The following is an 18,423-nucleotide window of genomic DNA, read 5'->3' on the forward strand; positions in this document are numbered from 1 at the left end:
AAGTCGTCGAATGTCCATCATGCTGCCCGGTGCTGTCTTCGTCTTCGCGTGTGATGAAGGGCTACCATCCTCAAGGTCGAGGATTCGAACGGGCCTACAGGACGATCCGCAGTCGGTGCAGCGCGGTCGTTTCCGGAGGACAGGATGGCAGGCCGTGATACGGGAGCCATTGATTGCGCCATTGCTCCGCATATGCCCGCCGGGGCCAAGGCCGAGCTTTGCCGCGCCGACAATGTCATTTCGCTGGGCAGGGTCACCTACCAAATTGAACGGACAGCTCAAATGCCGAGAGCCATGCCGTCCTTGCGGGGGTCGGAGCCGCCTTTCAGCACGCCTGTTTCCCAGTCGATCCAGATCGCCTGGGCGCCGCCGATCGCCGATTCCGGCGCCTTCACCTCGAAGCCACGCTTGGTGAACTCCGGGCCGATCGTGTTGCGCAGCCGGGCTTCCATCTCGACCTGATTGGTCCCGGGCAGCGGGAAGAGTCGCGGCAGGTCGATGGCGCTCTGCAGGTCCATGCCGTAATCGAAGACTTTTGAGAGGAAATGGGCGTGGCCCATGGCCTGGTATTGGCCGCCCATGACACCGAAGGGCATGACGGCACGGCCGTCCTTCGTCACCATGCCGGGGATGATCGTATGCATCGGCCGCTTGCCCGGCGCGATTGCGTTCGGATGGTCCGGAGCGAGCGAAAAGCTGAGGCCCCGATTGTGGAACATCACCCCGCTCTTCGGATCCATGTGGCCGCTGCCGTAAACGAAGAAGATCGAGTTGATGAAGCTGATGGCATTGCGGTCGCTGTCGACGACGGAGAGATAGATCGTGTCCTTGTGCGGCACCTCGTCGAACGGCGGCAGGTCCGTGATCGCCTTGTCGGGATCGATCATGCCGGCCAACTGCCTGGCAAGCTGCTCCGATAGCAGGTAATCGACCGGCACGCCGACCTTGGCCGGATCGGCGAGAAAACGGTTGCGCGCCGCATAGGCCAGGCGCGTCGCCTCGACCTCGACATGCAGGCGCTCAGGCGCCAGCGGATCGCCCTTGCCCGGAAAATGCGACAGGATATTGAGGATCATCAGCGCGATGATGCCCTGGCCGTTGGGCGGGCATTCGTGGATTTCGTGGCCACGGAACGTCGTCTTGATCGGCGTCACGTATTCGCCCTTGGCATTGGCGAAATCTTCGAGCGTGTGCAGCGCGCCGATGCCGTTCAGGTAGCTCACCATGCCTTCCGCGATCGGGCCACGATAGAAAGCGTCCCTGCCCTCCCGGCCGATGGCTTCGAGCGTATCGGCAAGTTGCTTCTGATACTGGACCGACCCCGCCGGCGGCGCGTTGCCGTCGACGAGGAAGACGCGGCTCGCAGCCGGATCGGCCTTCAGGATCTCCGCCTGGGCGGCAAGGTCGTGTGCCGTGCGCGGAGGCAGAACATAGCCGTCGCGCGCCAGCTTGACGGCCGGGGCGAGAATATCGGCCATCTTCATGCGGCCATGATCGGTTACCAGCCGCGTCCAGGCATCCACCGCCCCCGGCACGGTGATGGTGTGCGGCGAGGTGCGGGTGAGGCTGGTGACGCCAAGCGAACGGAGATGTTCGACGGTTGCGGCAGCCGGTGCCCTGCCTGACCCATTATAGGCCAGCACCTTGTCCGTGCCGCCGAGCGAGAGAAGAGCGAAACAATCGCCGCCGATGCCGGTCGAGCCGGCTTCGACGACGCACTGCACGGCGCAGGCGGCAACCGCCGCATCGACGGCATTGCCGCCATTCCGCAGGATGTCGATGGCGGTGAGCGTCGCCAGCGGCTGGGAGGTGGCGGCCATCGCAGTGCGGCCGACAGCGAGCGAACGGCCGGGTAATTCGAAATCTCTCATATCACCTCATCAATGAAAAATCGGATTCAAGGCCCTGTCGCGGCACAGCATTTTCCTCAACAGACCATGCCGGGCGCCCGGCATCAAGCCGTCATGTCTTGATTTCCGAAAGCCGGCCGCTTGCCGGGCTCAAGCCGCGATCCGCGAAATTCCCATCTTGCAGCCGGAAGCTTCGAGCGCCGCGCCGGCGACCTCCACGAAGAGGGTGCGGAACCATGAGGCACGGCTGTCGGCATGGTCGACGCGTCGGTAAAGCATGCTCACGGGCTCGGCCGGCAGGTCGATCGGCGGCAGGTCGATCGCTAGATTGTGGAGCTGCGCCATGCAGCGGGCGATCGATTCCGGAATGGTGGCGATGGCCGGCATGGCCCGTAGCGCCGTCGGCAGCGCCGAGAAACGCGGTACCGTCGCCACGACATTGCGGGTTTTACCGTGACCGGCGAGTGCCACGTCGATGCTGGTCGAGGAATTGCCCTCGAAGGAGACGGCGACATGTGGCGCATCGGCATAGGCGTCAAGACCGAGCGGCGCCTTGAGCTTGATCTGCGCGGGGTCGTAGATGCAGACGGACGACTGGGTGAAGAGCGGCGCGCGGACGTGCCAGGAGGGCGGCTCGCCATGCACTGCGACGCTGAAATCGAAGGCGCCGTCATCGAGCATGCGCGAAACGTCACGCCGTTCCGAGGCGACGCCGATCAGCCGCGATCCGGGCGAGAGCTGCCGCAGACGGGCGGCGAGCGGGCCAAAGAAAGCCGATTCGAGATTGTCGCACATGCCGACGCGGAACTCGCCTTCCCAGCTTTTGGGATTGAACGCGGCAGGCGGCCGGATCGCCCGTTCGATGTTCGAAAGCGCGTCCTCGATCACAGGTGCGATCGCCAACGCCCGGGGCGTCGGCTGCAGGCCACGCCCGACACGTACGAACAGGTCGTCGTCCAGCGCTTCGCGCAACCGCTTCAAGGCCGCCGACAGGCCCGGTTGTCCGAGTAGCAGCCGCTCGGCGGCGCGACTGACGTTGCGTTCCTGCATCAGCACCGCAAATGCCAGAAGCAGGTTGAGGTCGAACTTTCGAAGGGTCGCATCACTCATCATTGTCAGCAATACCTGACATGGCAATTATCAATTTGCAATAGGTCACGAAGATGGACACTTTCTCGTTCCTCTGCCGGCCCGGTTCGACCTCCCCGCTCCGGGGGCAGCATGAACAAGGATTACAATCCCATGAGCAATCCTCAATTCCGAGGGGCTGCGGGGCTTGCATTGCTGCTGCTCTGCACCGCCAATTTTCTCGACGCGATGGATGTCTCCACAATCGGCGTCGCACTGCCAGCCATCCAGGCCGAGCTCGGCATGCAAGCCACCTCCCTGCAATGGGCGGTCAGCGCCTATGTGCTCGGTTACGGCGGCTTCCTGCTGCTCGGCGGCCGGGTGGCCGACATTTTCGGCCATCGCCGCGTCTTCCTCTGGTCGCTGGCGGTCTTTGCGGCGGCCAGCATTGGCGGTGGGTTCGTCGATAGCGGGCCGACGCTGATCGCGGCCCGGCTTATCAAGGGCATTGCTGCAGCCTTCACGGCACCCGCAGCGCTGGCACTTCTGCTGGCAGTCTTCGGCGAAGGTCCGCAGCGCGCCAAGGCGCTTGGGCTCTTCGCCTCCACCGGAGCCGCCGGTTTCGTGCTCGGCATGGTGCTCGGCGGGGCCGCGACGCTGATCAGCTGGCGGGCAACGCTGGTGATGGGCGCACCGGTCGCGATCCTGACCCTGCTTCTCGCGCCGATAGCCTTGCCGCTCGACGCGCGCCGCACCGGGCCGCGTCCCGGCTTCGACTGGGCCGGCGCAATCACCATCACTCCCGGTCTGCTGCTTTTCGTGTTCGGCATCACCAATGCGGCCTCGGCCGGCTGGGCCGATGTCTTCACCTGGGGCTCGCTGGTGGCGGCAATCGTGCTGATCATTGCCTTCCTCGCCATCGAAGCCCGCCACAAGGACCCGATGGTGCCGCTGGCGATGTTCCGCCGCGCCAGGCTCACCCATGCCAATATCGTCGGCTTTCTCTACCAGGGCGCCTATATCGGCTTCCAGTTCACCGCGACGCTCTATTACCAGGACGTCTATGGCTGGTCGGCCTTTGCCACCGGCTTCTGCTTTGCCGGCGCCGGCGCCTTCGTGATGTTCCTCGCACCTCGTTTCGCGACGCTTGCCCAGAACCGCGGGACGACCGGCTTCATGACGGCGGGCGTCGGGCTGCAGGCGATCAGCTACATCTTCTGGGTCCTGTCGGTCGGCCATATCGACCCGATCCTGCTCGTCATACTGTCGCAGATCCCGCTCGGCCTCGGTTATGCCATGACCTTCCCGTCCATCCAGGTCGCGGCGCTGGCCGATATCGAGGAAGACAAGTCGGGCCTTGCCTCCGGCATGTTCTTCGCCGCCTTCCAGATCGGCGGCGGGGTGGTGCTGGCGGCAACGTCTGCCGTGTTCAGCGGCGCTCCGAGCTTCGGCTGGGAACCCTATTCCGCGGCTGTCGCATTCGTCGCGACGCTCGCGGTGCTGATCACCCTGATCGCCGCGCTTGGGCCGAAACCTTCTCCAGCCGTCGATCGATACCAGGCCGCCGAATAGATCTGCCCATCGATCTTAATCCCGCTCCCCCGCGCCACTGCCTGGCGCGGGTTTTCTTTTGGATCCCCCCGGCCCGGTCGCAGATCGTCCCGCGCCAGGCGCATGTCCATCGCTTCGCTTGCAGTCCGCCCGCCTTTGTCGGACAATCGGTCAAAGCAAGGTAATTTGATATCAAACTATCTTGCTGCACTCCCCCATTCCGACTAGTTTCCATTTGGGGAGGAATGCAAAATGGCGATGGAAACATCGACGCGGCCGGACACGCATGCGCCATCCGCGGAAGGCGAGATGCTTGTCCCGGCCATGTTCCAGAATCTGATCGGTTATCATCTCCGGGTGGCGCAGGAGACCTCCTTCCAGGCGTTTGCCAGGGCGGCGGGCAAGGCGGATTTGAAGCCCGGATGGTATTCGCTGCTGACGGTACTTGCCGAACGGGAGAGCATGACGCCGTCAGAGCTCAGCCGCATCTGTGGCCGCGACCGCTCGACACTCACGTCCAGCCTCAAGGCATTGTCCCACCGCGGACTGATCGAACGGCGGCCGAACCCCGACGATCAACGCAGCTACAGCGTCCGGCTCACCGAAAATGGCCGCGGGATGCAAAAGCAGTTGCACGCGATCGCCGTTGTCTACGACCGTCGCCTTGACGAGATCGCCGGCAAGGACAAGGCGGTTCTGATCGCCGTACTCGGCCGGATCGCCGCGACATTCGGCATGCCCCAGGATTGTTGAAGATAGCATATTTCGGTTGCGCGGCCTGCCGCGACGGTTTCTGACCGGCGAGTTGTCCCGCCGGCCATTTCGATGTCAAAGCATCTGCTCTCAGAGGATATGCGTGCCGCCGAGGTTCTGCACCGCGCGGCGGGTCATGACGGCGACGAGATGGGCGCGGTAGTCGGCCGGCGCGTGCATGTCGCCCATCATCCGCGACGGGTCCATCGTCAGCCCATCCAGCGCTTCGGCCGAAAAGTTCCCGGTCAGCAACGCCTCGGCCTCGGTCCAGCGGAACACCCCCTCGTTGCCGGCGCCGGTGATCGCCACGCGGATATGGCCGTCGCGATGTTTGGCCACGAAGGAAGCAGCCATCGCATAGCGCGAGGCCGGATTGCGGAATTTCGCGTAACCGGCGATATCCGGGATCTTGAACTCGACGCGGACGAGAATTTCGCCTGGCTCCAATGCGGTCGTGTAGAGGCCCTGGAAATAGTCGGTGGCCGGGATTTCGCGGCGGTCGGTATGGACGATGGCATCGAGCGCCAGCACGGCGGCGGGATAGTCGGCGGCGGGGTCGTTATTGGCGGTCGAGCCGCCGATCGTGCCCATATGGCGCACCTGAACGTCGCCGATCGAGCCGGCAAGGCCTGAAAGCGCCGGGATGGCGGTCTTGATTTCCTTGGAAGCGGCGACGACGGCATGTTTGGTCGCCGAGCCGATGATCACCCTCTCGGCGGTGACTTCGATCCCGGAAAGCTCCGGAATGCTGCGCACGTCGATCAGATGCGCGGGCGCGGCAAGCCGGCTCTTCAGCGTCGGGATCAGCGTGTGGCCGCCGGAGAGATAGGAGGGCTCGTCGGAATTGGCGTAGAGTTCGACGGCTTCGGCAAGGGTCTTCGGCTTGTGGTAGGTCGTTGCGTACATGGCGTGAGCCTCCCCGCTTATTCGGCCGCGACGGCGTGCGCCGCGCGATGCTTCTCGGCAGCGTCCAGCACTGCCTTGACGATGTTGTGGTAGCCGGTGCAACGGCAGATATTGCCTTCGAGTTCGTGGCGGACGGTATGCTCGTCGAGCATGCCGTCATGGCGGCGGATCATGTCCACCGAGGCCATGATCATGCCCGGCGTGCAATAACCGCACTGCAGGCCGTGATGTTCGCGGAAAGCCTGCTGCACGTCATGCAGCTTGCCGCCTTCGGCCAACCCCTCGATCGTCGTCACCTTCGAACCGTCGGCGGCGACGGCAAGCACCGTACAGCTCTTCACGGCCACGCCGTCGAGATGGATCGTACAGGCGCCGCACTGGGTGGTGTCGCAGCCGACATGGGTGCCGGTGAGGCCGAGATGTTCGCGGATGAACTGCACGAGCAGCGTCCGGTCTTCGACCTCGCGCGTCTGGGGCGTGCCGTTGACGGTGATGGTGATGCGGGACATGAGCCCCTCCTGTTAAAAATCGGGCGGCGAGAGCCGCGATGGCAATGACAGCGACGATGCCGCCGCGATATGGGGCATACGGCTGAAATGCCGCCCGGCCGTTGCTGCACGCGCAACAGACGGTCCGGCAGCTTCGGGAGCCGCAGGGGAAATAGGTACCGATGGCGCAGCTGACATGACTGGCGCGGCAACAGCCGCCGTCGCAATAGCCTCTGCTACTTCGGCATCGGCCACATGATCAACCATCACGGCTCGCGTCGCAAGCTTTTCGAAGAACTCGCCGGCGAGTTTTTGCCATGGAATCAGACCGCCGGGCGGCCGCGGCCGAACACATGCGAGCAATCCGACGATCGCCGCATTGCGCCCATCGGAAAGTGGCGCTAAGGCGTCGCGGTAGATTGTTCAGGGAAAAGTCCCATGCGCCGCATCATCATCGCCATCACCGGAGCATCCGGTGTCGTTTATGGCGTTCGCGCCCTGCAGCTTTTGAAGGATATCGAGGATATCGAGACCCATGCGGTGATCTCGCCCTCTGCTTTTCGCACTGCGATCGACGAAATCGACATGACTGCCGACGAGATCAAGAGCCTGGCCGATGTGCTCTATAATCACAAGGATATCGGCGCGGCGCTCTCCTCCGGCTCGTTCCGCACTGCCGGCATGCTTGTCGCACCCTGTTCGGTGAAGACGCTGAGCGGCATCGCCAACTGCTACAATGACGAGCTGATCGTGCGCGCAGCCGACGTCTGCCTAAAGGAACGCCGGCGTGTCGTGCTGTTGTTTCGCGAGACGCCGCTGCATGCCGGCCATATCGCGCTGATGGACCAGGCGACCCGCAACGGCGCAATCGTCATGCCGCCGGTGCCGGCCTTCTATTCGAAGCCCAACTCACTGGACGAGATGGTGACCCAGACGGTCGGCCGGGCGCTCGATCTCTTCGACATCCACCTGCCGATGGTCAAGCGCTGGAAGGACGGCCCTGGCTCACCCGGCCAACACTGATTTCGTGCTCCGGATGTCGACCCTAAAGGGCCGCGAGCGCGTTTTCGATCATGGCAAGCGCCGTGGCGGTCTTCTCGTCCGGCTCCGCTCCACGGAAAAACCTCACGACATTTCCGAGGTTGCCAGTTGCATCGCCAGTTGAACCATCGGCTCTCATCAGCGCCTGCCCTTCGGCCTCCAGCACCGCCAGCTCGATCTTTTCCGAACTGAGCTCGACACCCTTCACCCCGTTTCGCAGGGTTTCCGTCTCTGGGGTGGGTGCCGGATTCGGCCCGCTCTTCAATCGTCGGCGAACGGCGCGCAGTGGTTCGATCACCTCATTGCGCCAGTCGGCGACGAGGCCGTCGATGCGGACAATCTCGGTTGGTGAAAGCGCCACGGAATTTTTTGCCAGCCAGGCGGAGAACAACAGCACCGGCACGTCGACGTTGCTTTCGTCCTGAAGCAGCAGGCAGGCTTCGCCGACACCGGGCGCACCATAAAGCCGCAACGCGAAGTCCCAAAGTCCCTGCCCGGTCTCCGCAGCCATGCAGCCCCTCCATCGCCTTTTCACGACTTATCAGTTCGGCTGCAAAACAGGCAAGTCTCGATGGGGATTTTACCTGTCGGCGTGAGGAACCTCACCGGCAGTCCCTCAGGCGGCGCGGCGACGCCGCCCGGCTTGGGGCGAGCCGGCGCCGAGCTGGAACTGGCCGACCATCTGGCGCAGTTTCGAGGCCTCGTCAGCGAGGCCGGAGCTCGCAGCCGTCGTCTCCTCGACCATTGCGGCGTTCTGCTGGGTCACCTGGTCCATCTGGTTGACGGCCGAATTGATCTCGGAAAGGCCGGTCGACTGTTCGCGGGCCGAGCGGGCGATATCGTCCACATGGCTGTTGATGGTGACGATATAGCCCTCGATCGACTTCAGGGATTCGCCGGCATCGCGGACATATTTCACGCCGTGGCCGACTTCGACGGTCGAGTTCTGGATCAGCGCCTTGATTTCCTTCGCCGCATTCGCCGAACGTTGGGCGAGCTCGCGCACTTCCTGCGCTACGACCGCAAAACCCTTGCCAGCCTCACCGGCCCGGGCCGCCTCGACGCCGGCGTTCAGCGCAAGCAGATTGGTCTGGAAGGCGATCTCGTCGATGACCCCGATGATGTTGGAGATCTGGTTGGAGCTTTCCTCGATGCGGCGCATTGCCTCGACGGCGTTGGCGACAACTTCTCCGGAACGGGCGGCAGACGAATTGGCCTCCGCTGCGATCTTCCGGGTCTCATCGACCTTCTTGGATGCGGAGCTGACATTCGCGGTGATCTGATCGAGTGCCGCGGCTGTCTCTTCGAGCGAAGCGGCCTGCTGCTCCGAGCGGCGCGACAGATCGGATGCGGACTGGCTGATTTCCTGGGTTCCGCCATCGATCGCCTCGGCGCTGCCAGCGATCTGCGTCAACGTGCTGGCGAGTTGGGCGATCGAGGTGTTGAAGTCGTGGCGCAGAGCTTCGAAGTCCGCCGAGAAGGTCTCGTCAAGCTGGAAGGAGAGATCGCCTGCGGCGAGCCGGCGCAGGCCGCCGCCAAGGCCGGATGTCGCGACGCGGAGCCGTTGGGACGCGTCGGCTTCGGCCTGTTCCTGCGCGGCGACGCGTTCCCCTTCCGACCGGTTGCGGGCTTCGAGCGCCTCGTCTTCCAGCCGCTTGTTGCCGATAGCCGCCTGGCGGAAAATCTCCACTGCCGCCGCCATCCCGCCGATCTCGTCCTTGCGGTCCATGCCGAAGATGGTCAGCGTCAGTTCGCCACCCGCGAGGCGCCGCATGCAATCCTGCAGGCGTTGCAGCGGGCCGACGACGCCTGACAGCACGACCCGGATCGAGAAGCCGACCACGATCAGCGAAATCACGCCGATCACGGTCATCCAAACCGAGAGAGCGGCCTTGTCGTCCAACCCATCCTCGAAACTCTTGTGGGCGACATCGAGCTGCAGCTTGGTCAAAGCGTTTAGCGGTTCGGCGAGCGGCTCAATCGCCGGGTAGAGCCGCTTCGTCACATAGGTATCGAGGGCCGCCTGATCACGCTTGCCCATGATCGCCAGAAGCTCTTCGACCGCCTTTGTGGTTTCCGTACGAGCACCGAGATAACGCTGGACGAGGCTTTTTTCCTGGTCGGTCAGGTGGGTTGCCTGATAGGCCGCCCAGTCGCGGTCGGCGGTGACGAGCGCTGCGCGGACTGTCTGCTCGCCCAGTTCCCAGCTGAACGCACCGCTGCGCGTCTTGTGGGCGGTGTCGACGATGGTGACCGCATAGGCGTCGGAGACCGTCTTGATATGCGCCACGGGCTCGAGCCGATCCTCGACGATTGAGCGCGTGCGTGCCGACAGCGTATCCATTCCGATGAAGGCGACGGTCGTGGTTGCGGCAAGTGCGAGCGCGAGGCCGACGACGCTGGCGACAAGCTTCAATTTAATGGTCATCGGAAGATCCATTGCTGCATTGGAGGTCATGGCCAAATCCTGTTGGCCCGCTATGATTAAGGATTGCGGAAAATGCTGAGGATATGTTTAACGGCACTACCAGGGATGGCAAAGATGCGTCTTTTCGCTCGGACCTGAGACCGCGTTTGACGAGAGACAGGCGGCGACGGTTCGGGAGCTGCATGAGGGAGATGGATTATGAAACTTGCGCATGTCGCGCTTTGGACAACGGAACTCGACAGGCTCGTCGCGTTCTTTGAGGATATGTTCGGCGCCACCGCCAGCCCACTCTATGAGAGCCGTCGGCGTGCAGGCTTCTCCTCGAAATTTCTCACCCTTTCCGAAGGCGCGACGATCGAGATCATGAGCGGCCCGTGGATTGCGCCGGAAGCGCCGCGGGAGCGCGCCGGTTACGCACATATGGCGATTTCGCTCGGCAGCCGGCAGACGGTCGACGAGATGGCGACCAAGGCGGCGGCCATGGGCATCCTCGTCTCCCCGGCCCGCATGACCGGCGACGGGTTTTACGAGGCGGTGATCTCGGATCCCGACGGCAATCCTGTCGAGATCACGGAGTGATGCGGCACAAGCCTGGCCGGTTCAGCCTTGAAAAGTCCAGGGATTGAGGCAGGGCACGCCGAGCGGCTCGAAATCCGAGATGTTGCGGGTGACGACGGTCAGTCCGTGATGCAGCGCTGTCGCGGCTATCATTGCATCCGGTGACGGCCGCTTGTTGGGAGTGGGAAAGGCGCCGGTGCGAAGGGCAACCGCCGTGTCGAAGGGAAGAATGCGGTCGCTGAAATTCACCAGCACATCCTCGGTCAGCCAGCGTTCCAGTTCGGTCGAGAAAACAGCGTTTCGGCTTTGCTCCAGTCGGACGCCGAAACGAATCTCCATGATGGTGATCACTGACAGAAACGCGTTGTCTATGCTGAACTTCCGCATGAAAGCCTGAAAGGCAGGCGCTTGCTTTTCCGGCCGCTTCGAGCACGAAATGACATTGGTATCCAGCAGGAAGGCCATTCAGAACTCAACCTCGCGCCCCTCGAAACTCAGGCGCGGAGGGTCGAAATCCTGATCGACCGTACCTTGGGTATCACGCAAAGCGTCGTAGAGGCTCTTCCGCTTCTTCCAGTTGGCCTCGAATTCCTCGTAGCTGACAAGCACATGCGTCGGCTTGCCGTGATCGGTGATGACCAACGGATTCTCGTTCGCCGCCTGCCGGGCCTTGCTCGGGTTCTGGTTGAAGGTGGCACTGGTCATGTATGAAAGGGTCATCGAGACCTCCGGAGCATGTCTAGTATCTTTCTTCGAAAATATACTAGAATTGCCCGTCCTTCAATGCAGATGCCGTCAGCCCTTGCCCAGCGACTTCACGTTGCCGGCAAGTTCCGCCGCGAGCCGCAGTGAAGCGCTGGTCGCTATCACCATGGAAGGCAGGATCAGCCATTCTAGCGTCCAGGCCGCACCTGAGCGTTCCTGCTCATGCACCATCGATTGCTGCATGCCGGAAAGCTGGACCGCGTTGAAGCGCGCGAGGGATACCAGCACCTCGGCAGCAACCGGGTTCTGCTTATGGGCCATGGCGGAGGAGCCGCCGCCGCCGGCGAGTTCCATTTCGCCGCCCATCAGCGCGAGCAGCGCCACGTCCTGGCCGAGCTTGCCGAGCGAGCCGGAAATCATTGTGAGGATGTTTGCGAACTCCGCCAGCCGGTCACGCTGGCTCTGCCATTGCGGCGCGTCGGTCAGGAACAGTTCCCAGGCCAGCGCCTTGCGCACCTCGGCTGCCTTGTCGCCGAATTTTTCGAGGCTGCCGGCGGCCCCGCCGAACTGCACGGCAAAACCGGTCTCGGAAAACGAGTCCAGCCGCTGGCGATGCCGGGTCAACGGTTCCTTCCAGGCACGGATACGGTCCGAAACGGTGATCGGGATCGCCGCCTGCATGCGGGTATGGCCCATCAGCCTCCGGCTGCCGAATGCCCGGTCGATGTCATCGAAAGCCTTCTCGAGGGCGGCGAGCCGCTCGATGAACAGAGAGCAGGCCTGCTTCAGGCGGATCATGAGCGCCGTGTCGATGACATCCTGGCTGGTCGCCCCGAAATGCACGTGCTTGGCGGCCTCGCCGCCGCCCGCCTGCTGTTTGACGGCATCGCGAAGCTGCTTGACGAGTTCGGCGACAACGACGCCGTCGCGCGCGGTGCCGTTTCGCAAGCCAGCCATGTCAGGCTGAAATGTCTGCAAGGCTGCGGCAATGCGCTCCGCAGCCCCGGCCGGGATGATGCCGCAGGAGGCCTCGGCCTTGGCGAGGCCCGTTTCGAAGGCCAGCATGGCGTCGATCTCGGCTTTGACCGAAAACAGCTGTCCGGTCTCGTCGTCACCGACGAGACCGGACAGGAATGGATGCTCGAAAGCCGAAACGCTCATATCTACTCCCGGGCGGACCCTGATTCTTCAATGTCAGATATCGAAGAATATGGTTTCGTTTTCGCCCTGAAGATAGATGTTGAAGGTGACGGTATTACCGTCACGCTTGCCGATCAGGGTGGGAACCCGAACCCGGTGCTCGATGCGCGACAGGATCGGATCCGCTGCATTGGCCTCTTCCTCGTCGGAGAAGTACATGCGGGTGTTGAGGCCGAGATTGATGCCGCGGGCGACGACCCAGAAGGTGACGTGCGGTGCCATCAGGCGGCCGTCGCGGAACGGCACCTTGCCGGGCTTGATCGTTTCGAAGGCGAATTCGCCGGTCGCCATGTCGCCCGGCTGACGGGCCCAGCCGAAGAAGTTCGGGTCGGCCTTGCCGCGCGTTTCCGACGGGCTATTATAAAAGCCGTCGGCATCCGCCTGCCAGATCTCGATCATAGCATCCTTGAGCGGCGTCATCGTGCCGTCATAGATGAAGCCGCGGATGGTGACGCGCTCACCGCGGGTCTGGTCGTTGACCATCGGGCCGGAGCCGAGATCGGTATCGTAGACGCCGGTAATGCCGGAAAAGTTCGGCGTGCAGCCGATATGGACATACGGACCCGCAGTCTGCGAAGCGGATTCCTTGAAGTAAGTGAGCGGCTGGACCATCTCAGTTGCCCTCTTTACGGTTCTCGAAGAATGTCGAGCGACGGCCGCGCAGGACGATATCGAATTTGTAGGCACGCATGTCGTGCGGGATGGTGTTCTGCATGTCGAGCGCGGCGATCAGGCCCTTGATCGCGTTCTCGTTCGGAATGGTCTTCACGATGGGACAAATCCAGATCATCGGATCGCCCTCGAAATACATCTGGGTGATCAGGCGCTGGGCAAAGCCATGGCCGAAGACCGAGAAGTGGATATGCGCCGGGCGCCAGTCATTGACGCCGTTCGGCCATGGATAGGGACCGGGCTTGATGGTCTTGAAGACGTAGCCGCCGTCCTCGTCGGTGATCGTGCGGCCGAAGCCACCGAAATTCGGGTCGAGCGGAGCGAGATAGGTTTCCTTCTTGTGACGGTAACGGCCGCCGGCATTGGCCTGCCAGAATTCCACCAGCGCGCCGGGAACGCCGCGGCCGCGCTCGTCGATGACGCGACCGTAGACGAGGATGCGTTCGCCGAGCGCCATTTCGCCCGGCTTGGCATAGTTGACGATCAGGTCGTTGTCGAACTCGCCGAGGATGTTGTGGCCGAAGACCGGGCCGGTGATCTCGCTCTTGGTGCCTTCCAGCGAAATCAGCGCACGCTGCGGCGAGCGCAGCACCGAAGTCTTGTAGCCCGGCGTGAATGCCGGCGGATGCCATTCCCGGTCACGGGCGAAAAAGGGTGTGGTTTCTGGGGGTGTGTTCTTCATTTTTGCTCTCCCGCGGCCTTGTCCGCGTCCATTTCGGCATAAGTGGCTTTGGCGATCTTGAAGGCATGGTTGGCGGCCGGAACGCCGGCGTAGATTGCCACATGCATCAAAGCTTCGCAGATATCGTCCTTTGTCGCACCCGTATTGGCGGTTGCGCGGATATGCATGGCGACTTCGTCGTGGTGGCCGAGTGCCGCCAGAAGCGCGATCGTCACCATCGAGCGCTCGCGCTTCGTCCAGTTCGGGCGCGACCAGACCGTGCCCCAAGCGCCTTCGGTGATCATTTCCTGGAAGGGCCCGTCGAACGGCGTCTGGTTCGCCTGGGCGCGGTCCACATGGGCATCGCCCAGCACCGAACGGCGGGTCTTCATACCTTGAGCATAACGTTCCGATGGCGCGGAAGGATCGGCCATGTCTATTCCTCGAGCTGTTCGATGAAGCCGCGGATCAGCGCGGCATGGGCAGCGGGCGCCTCGACGCAGGGAATATGCGCCGCACCCTCGATGATTTCGTAACGTGCGCCGGGAATCAGTTCGGCAAACGACTTGACGAGTTCGGGCGGTGTCGAGCCGTCCTCGCGGCCGACGATACAGAGCGCCGGCACGGCGATCTTTTTGGCGGCCTCGGTGAAATCCGCATCGCGGATCGCGGCGCAGGTGCCGCTGTACCCCAAGGTCGGCTGGCGCACCAGCATGTTGCAATAAGCCTGGTAGGCGGCATTGTCCGGCTTGCGGAACGGCGCTGTGAACCAGCGCTCCATGATCGCGTCGAGAATGCTGCCGATGCCGTTCTGCTCGACGGCGGCAATGCGCGCCGCCCAGGACTCGGCGGAGCCGATCTTGTGCGCGGTGTTGGAGAAGATCAGCGCCTTCACGAGGTCCGGGCGGGTGGCATAGAGGCTTTGGGCGATCAGCCCGCCAACCGAAAGGCCGCAGATGATGACCTGGCTGAGTTGCAGGTGGTCGAGCAGGCCGGCAAGATCGGCCGCATGGTCGGCGATTGAATAGGGCGGATTGCCAAGGCCGGACAGCCCATGGCCGCGCTTGTCATAGGTGAGGACCGTATAATCCTCGGCAAGCTTGGGCAGTTCGTGATGCCAGATGCGGCTGTCGGTTCCAAGCGAATTGATGAACACGACGACTGGCTTTCCGTCGCCCGCGCGCTGGATGTCGTAATGGATCACAATGTCGTTGATGTGTACAAACTGCATCAGCGCCTCCTCCCGCATTGATAGATTGCACTAGTTTCCGGTTAGGTAAAATGATATTTCAGCATGATCTCCTAACCACAGGGTTATTTGATCTTGATCAATTCCCGAGTCAAGTTTCGGCACTTGCATACATTCGTCGAGGTCGCGCGCCAGAAAAGCGTGGTCAAGGCGGCCGAAATTCTGCATGTCAGCCAGCCGGCCGTCACCAAGACCATCCGCGAGCTCGAAGAGGCGCTGGGTGTCGCCATGTTCGAGCGCGACGGTCGCGGCATCCGCATCACCCGTTATGGCGAGGTGTTCCTGCGCCATGCGGGTGCGGCACTGACGGCACTCCGGCAGGGCGTGGATTCCGTCTCGCAGGAACTGTTCGATTCCGCGCCGCCGGTCCGGATCGGCGCGCTTCCGACCGTTTCCACCCGCGTGATGCCGCGCGCCATGACGCTCTTCCTCGCCGAAAAGACCGGCAGCCGCGTCAAGATCGTGACCGGAGATAATGCCGTTTTGATGGAGCAGCTCCGGGTTGGCGAGCTCGACCTCGTGGTGGGCCGTCTGGCTTTGCCCGAAAAGATGACCGGCCTGTCCTTCGAACATCTCTATTCGGAACAGGTCGTCTTCACCGTCCGCGCCGGCCATCCACTGCTCGATGCCAAGCGATCGATATTCGAGGGCTTGGCCGACTATCCGGTGCTGATGCCGACCCGTGGCTCGATCATCCGGCCCTCGGTCGAACAGTTCCTGATCGCCAACGGCGTCGCCAGCCTGCCGACCCAGGTGGAAACCGTCTCGGATGCCTTCGGCCGTGCCTTCGTGCGGTCGAGCGACGCGATCTGGATCATCTCGACGGGTGTGGTCGCCGCAGATATCGAGGATGGGGTTCTGGCGACGCTGCCGATCGATACCAGCGAGACACGCGGCCCGGTCGGCCTCACCATCCGCGCCGACGCCAACCCCTCCACACCGCTGTCGATCCTGATGCAGACCATCCGCCAGGCCGCTGCGGAGATCATGCCGGCGCGGTGACGCCCGGCTCTATCTTCGTCACGTCGTCGCCGCAAAACAGGATGACGTAGTGGCCGCGCGCCTGCGCGGCTCTAGCCCAATTATCGAGATCGGAAAGAAAAGGCGCCTGTTTCCAGGCATCCGGATGGTCCGGATCGACCAGTACGGTCAGCTGCGGCCCCTGCTCATAGACGAGCATCTTCGATGTCAGCGGCTGCCAGGCCTCTGGAACACCCGGATCCGTCATCCACAGACAGAGGAAATCGCGGCAGAGCTGAGGTCGATCGGTATAGATTGCGCAGCCCTGCCCTTCCGAACAGTGCCGGCACCAGGCGTCCGGCGGTTTGTCCAGCGCCGCGATTTCGGGAAGCCGGCAACAGAGCGTGCAGGTGCCGCAGGATCGGGCTGTCTTTTCAATTGTCTCCAAGATCTCGCCGCCTCAACCGCAAAATGCCCGGCCAAACGATCGGCCGGGCCTGCGATTATACGCTGCGGTAGTTTCGCGCAAACAGAGAACTACGAATTTAAGTCGCTCGTAACTCCGGAAACGTCCGGCGCAATTCGTCCATCGAGGCTATTACCGCGTCGTCGGCGCGCAGCGTCACCGAGATATTGTCGGCGACATTGAGCGTTTCCTCAAAATGCACCGGCGTTTCAGCACCGCCCTGGCGCACCAGCGTGGCCTCCTTGCGGAAACCATGTTTCAGCAGCCAGTCGCGCGGGGCGCTGAGGCTCACCGCCACGTGGAACGCGCCGTCATCTTCCTTGCTGGCCTTCAGTTTGTAAGTCACGGGAGACCTGTCGCCGCCGATGTCGATCTGGCCTGGGTAACCCGCTTCTTTCAGATGTTCACCCATATTCTCGCTCCTTCGTTTTGGTGAGCCCGTGGGACAACCGACACTCGCTTGCTTTGTTCCGTTCGAAAGGCCGGTGGGTGATCAAGCCCGGTTGACGGCTGTTGACTGCCGTGATCGAAAGAGCCCGGGTGGCGGAGACGCGGAGGAAAAGCGATGACGGATCGGGAACTGCTGGAGGCGCTGTTTCATGCTGCCGTGAAGGCTGCCGATCCGCTGACCGGCATCGTGAAGCACCTGCCCGCCCCGCCGGCAAACGGACGAACCGTCGTCATCGGAGCCGGCAAGGGTGCGGCCCAGATGGCCGCAGCGCTCGAAAGCGTCTGGACCGGACCGCTGACCGGCGTGGTCGTCACCCGATACGGTTATGGCTGCGAAACGAAATGGATCGAGATCGTCGAGGCGTCGCATCCGGTACCGGATGCCGCCGGCCTTGCCGGCGCAAGACGGTTGGTCGAGACGATCCGTGGCCTCTCCGAAAACGACCTCGTCATCGCGCTGGTCTGCGGCGGCGGCTCCGCCCTGCTACCCGCGCCGCCGGAAGGCTTGACGCTGGAGGACGAGATTGCGTTAAACGAGATGCTGCTTGCCTCGGGCGCGCCGATCTCGGCCATGAATGTTGTTCGCAAACATCTGTCGACCATCAAGGGCGGCAGGCTTGCGGCAGCAACCAAGGCCCGCGTCGTCAGTCTGATCGTCTCGGATATTCCCGGCGACAACCCCGCCTTCGTCGCCTCCGGCCCAACTATTCCGGATGCCACTACGCGCCAGGATGCGCTCGCTATCGTTGAACAATATAAACTGAAGCTGCCTGCGGCGATGATCGCGCATCTGAACTCGGCAGCCGCCAACGCACCGGAACCGGACGATCCGGTCTTTGCCCGCCACGAGCATTTCGTCATCGCTTCTGCCGGCGTCTCGCTGGAGGCCGCCGCCGAGGTCGCCCGCGCCCATGGGGTGACGCCTTATATCCTCTCCGACTCCGTGGAAGGTGAAGCGCGCGACGTGGCGCTGGTGCATGCAGCCCTTGCGCGCGAGGTGTCGCTCCGCGGTCGGCCGTTCGCAAAGCCGGCGGTTCTGCTGTCCGGCGGGGAGACCACGGTGACGCTGCGGGCGAAAGGCGGCAAGGGCGGCCGCAACGGCGAATTCGCGCTGGCCTTGGCGCTGGCGATCGACGGCCACGATGTCACCGCACTGGCCGCCGATACGGATGGCATCGACGGATCGGAAACCAATGCCGGTGCTTTCGCGGACGGCACGACGGCGAGACGCCTGGGGGCCGCGGGTCTCGACGGGCGGAAACTGCTCGACGGCAATGACAGCTTTTCAGGATTTGCCGCGATCGGCGACATATTCGAAACGGGCCCAACCGGCACCAATGTGAATGATTTCCGGGCGATCTTGTTGAGATAGCCGCTTGAAGCCGGCCTTGCAGCCCTCTCCCGCCCAATTGCGGCA

At 63.1% G+C, this 18,423-nt stretch carries 21 protein-coding genes; 6 read left to right on the forward strand and 15 right to left on the reverse strand.

Annotated elements, in window-relative coordinates; all coding sequences use genetic code 11:
* Positions 1–278 precede the first annotated feature (278 nt).
* Both ggt and C5J24_RS27235 read right to left on the reverse strand, forming a co-directional pair.
* On the reverse strand, positions 279–1,871 hold the full coding sequence (gene ggt, locus C5J24_RS27230) for a gamma-glutamyltransferase (protein WP_105422430.1): 1,593 nt from the start codon (positions 1,869–1,871) through the stop codon (positions 279–281).
* A gap of 129 nt (positions 1,872–2,000) precedes the next feature.
* Positions 2,001–2,963 carry a LysR family transcriptional regulator gene (locus tag C5J24_RS27235; RefSeq protein WP_105422432.1) on the reverse strand — a complete coding sequence of 321 codons (963 nt, stop codon included), beginning with the start codon at positions 2,961–2,963 and terminating at the stop codon, positions 2,001–2,003.
* A 129-nt stretch (positions 2,964–3,092) separates the two neighbouring features.
* Between C5J24_RS27235 and C5J24_RS27240 the strand changes: the two genes are divergently transcribed.
* Positions 3,093–4,490: an MFS transporter gene (locus tag C5J24_RS27240; RefSeq protein WP_105422594.1), complete on the forward strand. Its 1,398-nt coding sequence runs from the start codon at positions 3,093–3,095 to the stop codon at positions 4,488–4,490.
* A 231-nt stretch (positions 4,491–4,721) separates the two neighbouring features.
* Entirely contained in the window at positions 4,722–5,222 is a 501-nt protein-coding gene (locus tag C5J24_RS27245) for a MarR family winged helix-turn-helix transcriptional regulator (protein ID WP_105422434.1), read from the forward strand.
* A gap of 90 nt (positions 5,223–5,312) precedes the next feature.
* Here C5J24_RS27245 and C5J24_RS27250 read toward each other — a convergent pair whose 3' ends face one another.
* Together C5J24_RS27250 and C5J24_RS27255 are read right to left on the reverse strand one after the other, a co-directional pair.
* Positions 5,313–6,128, reverse strand: coding sequence for a xanthine dehydrogenase family protein subunit M (locus C5J24_RS27250; protein WP_105422436.1), 816 nt, complete (start codon positions 6,126–6,128; stop codon positions 5,313–5,315).
* Positions 6,129–6,145: 17 nt separating this feature from the next.
* Positions 6,146–6,637: a (2Fe-2S)-binding protein gene (locus C5J24_RS27255; RefSeq protein ID WP_041363791.1), complete on the reverse strand. Its 492-nt coding sequence runs from the start codon at positions 6,635–6,637 to the stop codon at positions 6,146–6,148.
* Between the two features lie 417 nt (positions 6,638–7,054).
* Between C5J24_RS27255 and C5J24_RS27260 the strand changes: the two genes are divergently transcribed.
* The gene (locus C5J24_RS27260; protein WP_105422438.1) at positions 7,055–7,639 is read left to right on the forward strand and encodes a UbiX family flavin prenyltransferase; all 585 of its coding nucleotides are present in this window, start codon (positions 7,055–7,057) and stop codon (positions 7,637–7,639) included.
* Between the two features lie 22 nt (positions 7,640–7,661).
* On the opposite strand, the gene C5J24_RS27265 is transcribed toward C5J24_RS27260, so the two are convergent.
* Both C5J24_RS27265 and C5J24_RS27270 read right to left on the reverse strand, forming a co-directional pair.
* Positions 7,662–8,168 (reverse strand): TIGR02444 family protein, encoded by a 507-nt coding sequence (locus tag C5J24_RS27265; RefSeq protein ID WP_105422440.1) that lies wholly within the window; start codon positions 8,166–8,168, stop codon positions 7,662–7,664.
* 105 nt (positions 8,169–8,273) lie between these two features.
* Entirely contained in the window at positions 8,274–10,085 is a 1,812-nt protein-coding gene (locus C5J24_RS27270) for a methyl-accepting chemotaxis protein (protein ID WP_105422596.1), read from the reverse strand.
* Positions 10,086–10,283: 198 nt separating this feature from the next.
* Between C5J24_RS27270 and C5J24_RS27275 the strand changes: the two genes are divergently transcribed.
* The gene (locus C5J24_RS27275; protein ID WP_105422442.1) at positions 10,284–10,664 is read left to right on the forward strand and encodes a VOC family protein; all 381 of its coding nucleotides are present in this window, start codon (positions 10,284–10,286) and stop codon (positions 10,662–10,664) included.
* Between the two features lie 21 nt (positions 10,665–10,685).
* Here the strand turns inward: C5J24_RS27275 and C5J24_RS27280 are convergent, their stop codons facing one another.
* The 7 genes from C5J24_RS27280 to pcaD form a co-directional block, all read right to left on the reverse strand.
* The gene (locus C5J24_RS27280; RefSeq protein ID WP_105422444.1) at positions 10,686–11,108 is read right to left on the reverse strand and encodes a type II toxin-antitoxin system VapC family toxin; all 423 of its coding nucleotides are present in this window, start codon (positions 11,106–11,108) and stop codon (positions 10,686–10,688) included.
* Positions 11,109–11,363: a type II toxin-antitoxin system Phd/YefM family antitoxin gene (locus C5J24_RS27285; protein WP_105422446.1), complete on the reverse strand. Its 255-nt coding sequence runs from the start codon at positions 11,361–11,363 to the stop codon at positions 11,109–11,111.
* Positions 11,364–11,438: 75 nt separating this feature from the next.
* Positions 11,439–12,509 (reverse strand): 3-carboxy-cis,cis-muconate cycloisomerase, encoded by a 1,071-nt coding sequence (locus tag C5J24_RS27290; RefSeq protein ID WP_105422448.1) that lies wholly within the window; start codon positions 12,507–12,509, stop codon positions 11,439–11,441.
* 33 nt (positions 12,510–12,542) lie between these two features.
* A complete protein-coding gene (gene pcaG, locus C5J24_RS27295) occupies positions 12,543–13,160 on the reverse strand; it encodes a protocatechuate 3,4-dioxygenase subunit alpha (RefSeq protein WP_105422449.1) in 618 nt (205 codons plus the stop codon).
* 1 nt (position 13,161) lies between these two features.
* Positions 13,162–13,902, reverse strand: coding sequence for a protocatechuate 3,4-dioxygenase subunit beta (gene pcaH / locus C5J24_RS27300; protein WP_105422451.1), 741 nt, complete (start codon positions 13,900–13,902; stop codon positions 13,162–13,164).
* The gene (gene pcaC / locus C5J24_RS27305; protein WP_105422453.1) at positions 13,899–14,315 is read right to left on the reverse strand and encodes a 4-carboxymuconolactone decarboxylase; all 417 of its coding nucleotides are present in this window, start codon (positions 14,313–14,315) and stop codon (positions 13,899–13,901) included. The genes pcaH and pcaC overlap by 4 nt, the downstream gene beginning before the upstream one ends.
* A gap of 2 nt (positions 14,316–14,317) precedes the next feature.
* Complete coding sequence (gene pcaD, locus C5J24_RS27310; protein WP_105422598.1) at positions 14,318–15,112, reverse strand: 3-oxoadipate enol-lactonase; 795 nt, start codon at positions 15,110–15,112, stop codon at positions 14,318–14,320.
* Positions 15,113–15,205: 93 nt separating this feature from the next.
* Here pcaD and pcaQ point away from each other — a divergent pair, with 93 nt between their 5' ends.
* Positions 15,206–16,132 carry a pca operon transcription factor PcaQ gene (gene pcaQ / locus C5J24_RS27315; protein ID WP_105404355.1) on the forward strand — a complete coding sequence of 309 codons (927 nt, stop codon included), beginning with the start codon at positions 15,206–15,208 and terminating at the stop codon, positions 16,130–16,132.
* Here the strand turns inward: pcaQ and C5J24_RS27320 are convergent.
* On the reverse strand, positions 16,116–16,538 hold the full coding sequence (locus C5J24_RS27320) for a hypothetical protein (protein ID WP_245437461.1): 423 nt from the start codon (positions 16,536–16,538) through the stop codon (positions 16,116–16,118). The two genes, pcaQ and C5J24_RS27320, sit on opposite strands and share 17 nt — an antisense overlap.
* A 97-nt stretch (positions 16,539–16,635) precedes the next feature.
* Positions 16,636–16,968: a hypothetical protein gene (locus tag C5J24_RS27325; protein WP_046668891.1), complete on the reverse strand. Its 333-nt coding sequence runs from the start codon at positions 16,966–16,968 to the stop codon at positions 16,636–16,638.
* 153 nt (positions 16,969–17,121) lie between these two features.
* On the opposite strand from C5J24_RS27325, the gene C5J24_RS27330 reads away from it, so the two are divergent.
* On the forward strand, positions 17,122–18,378 hold the full coding sequence (locus C5J24_RS27330) for a glycerate kinase (protein WP_105422457.1): 1,257 nt from the start codon (positions 17,122–17,124) through the stop codon (positions 18,376–18,378).
* Positions 18,379–18,423: the final 45 nt, after the last annotated feature.

Source organism: Neorhizobium sp. T25_27 (assembly GCF_002968565.1).
Classification (GTDB): Bacteria; Pseudomonadota; Alphaproteobacteria; order Rhizobiales; family Rhizobiaceae; genus Neorhizobium; species Neorhizobium tomejilense.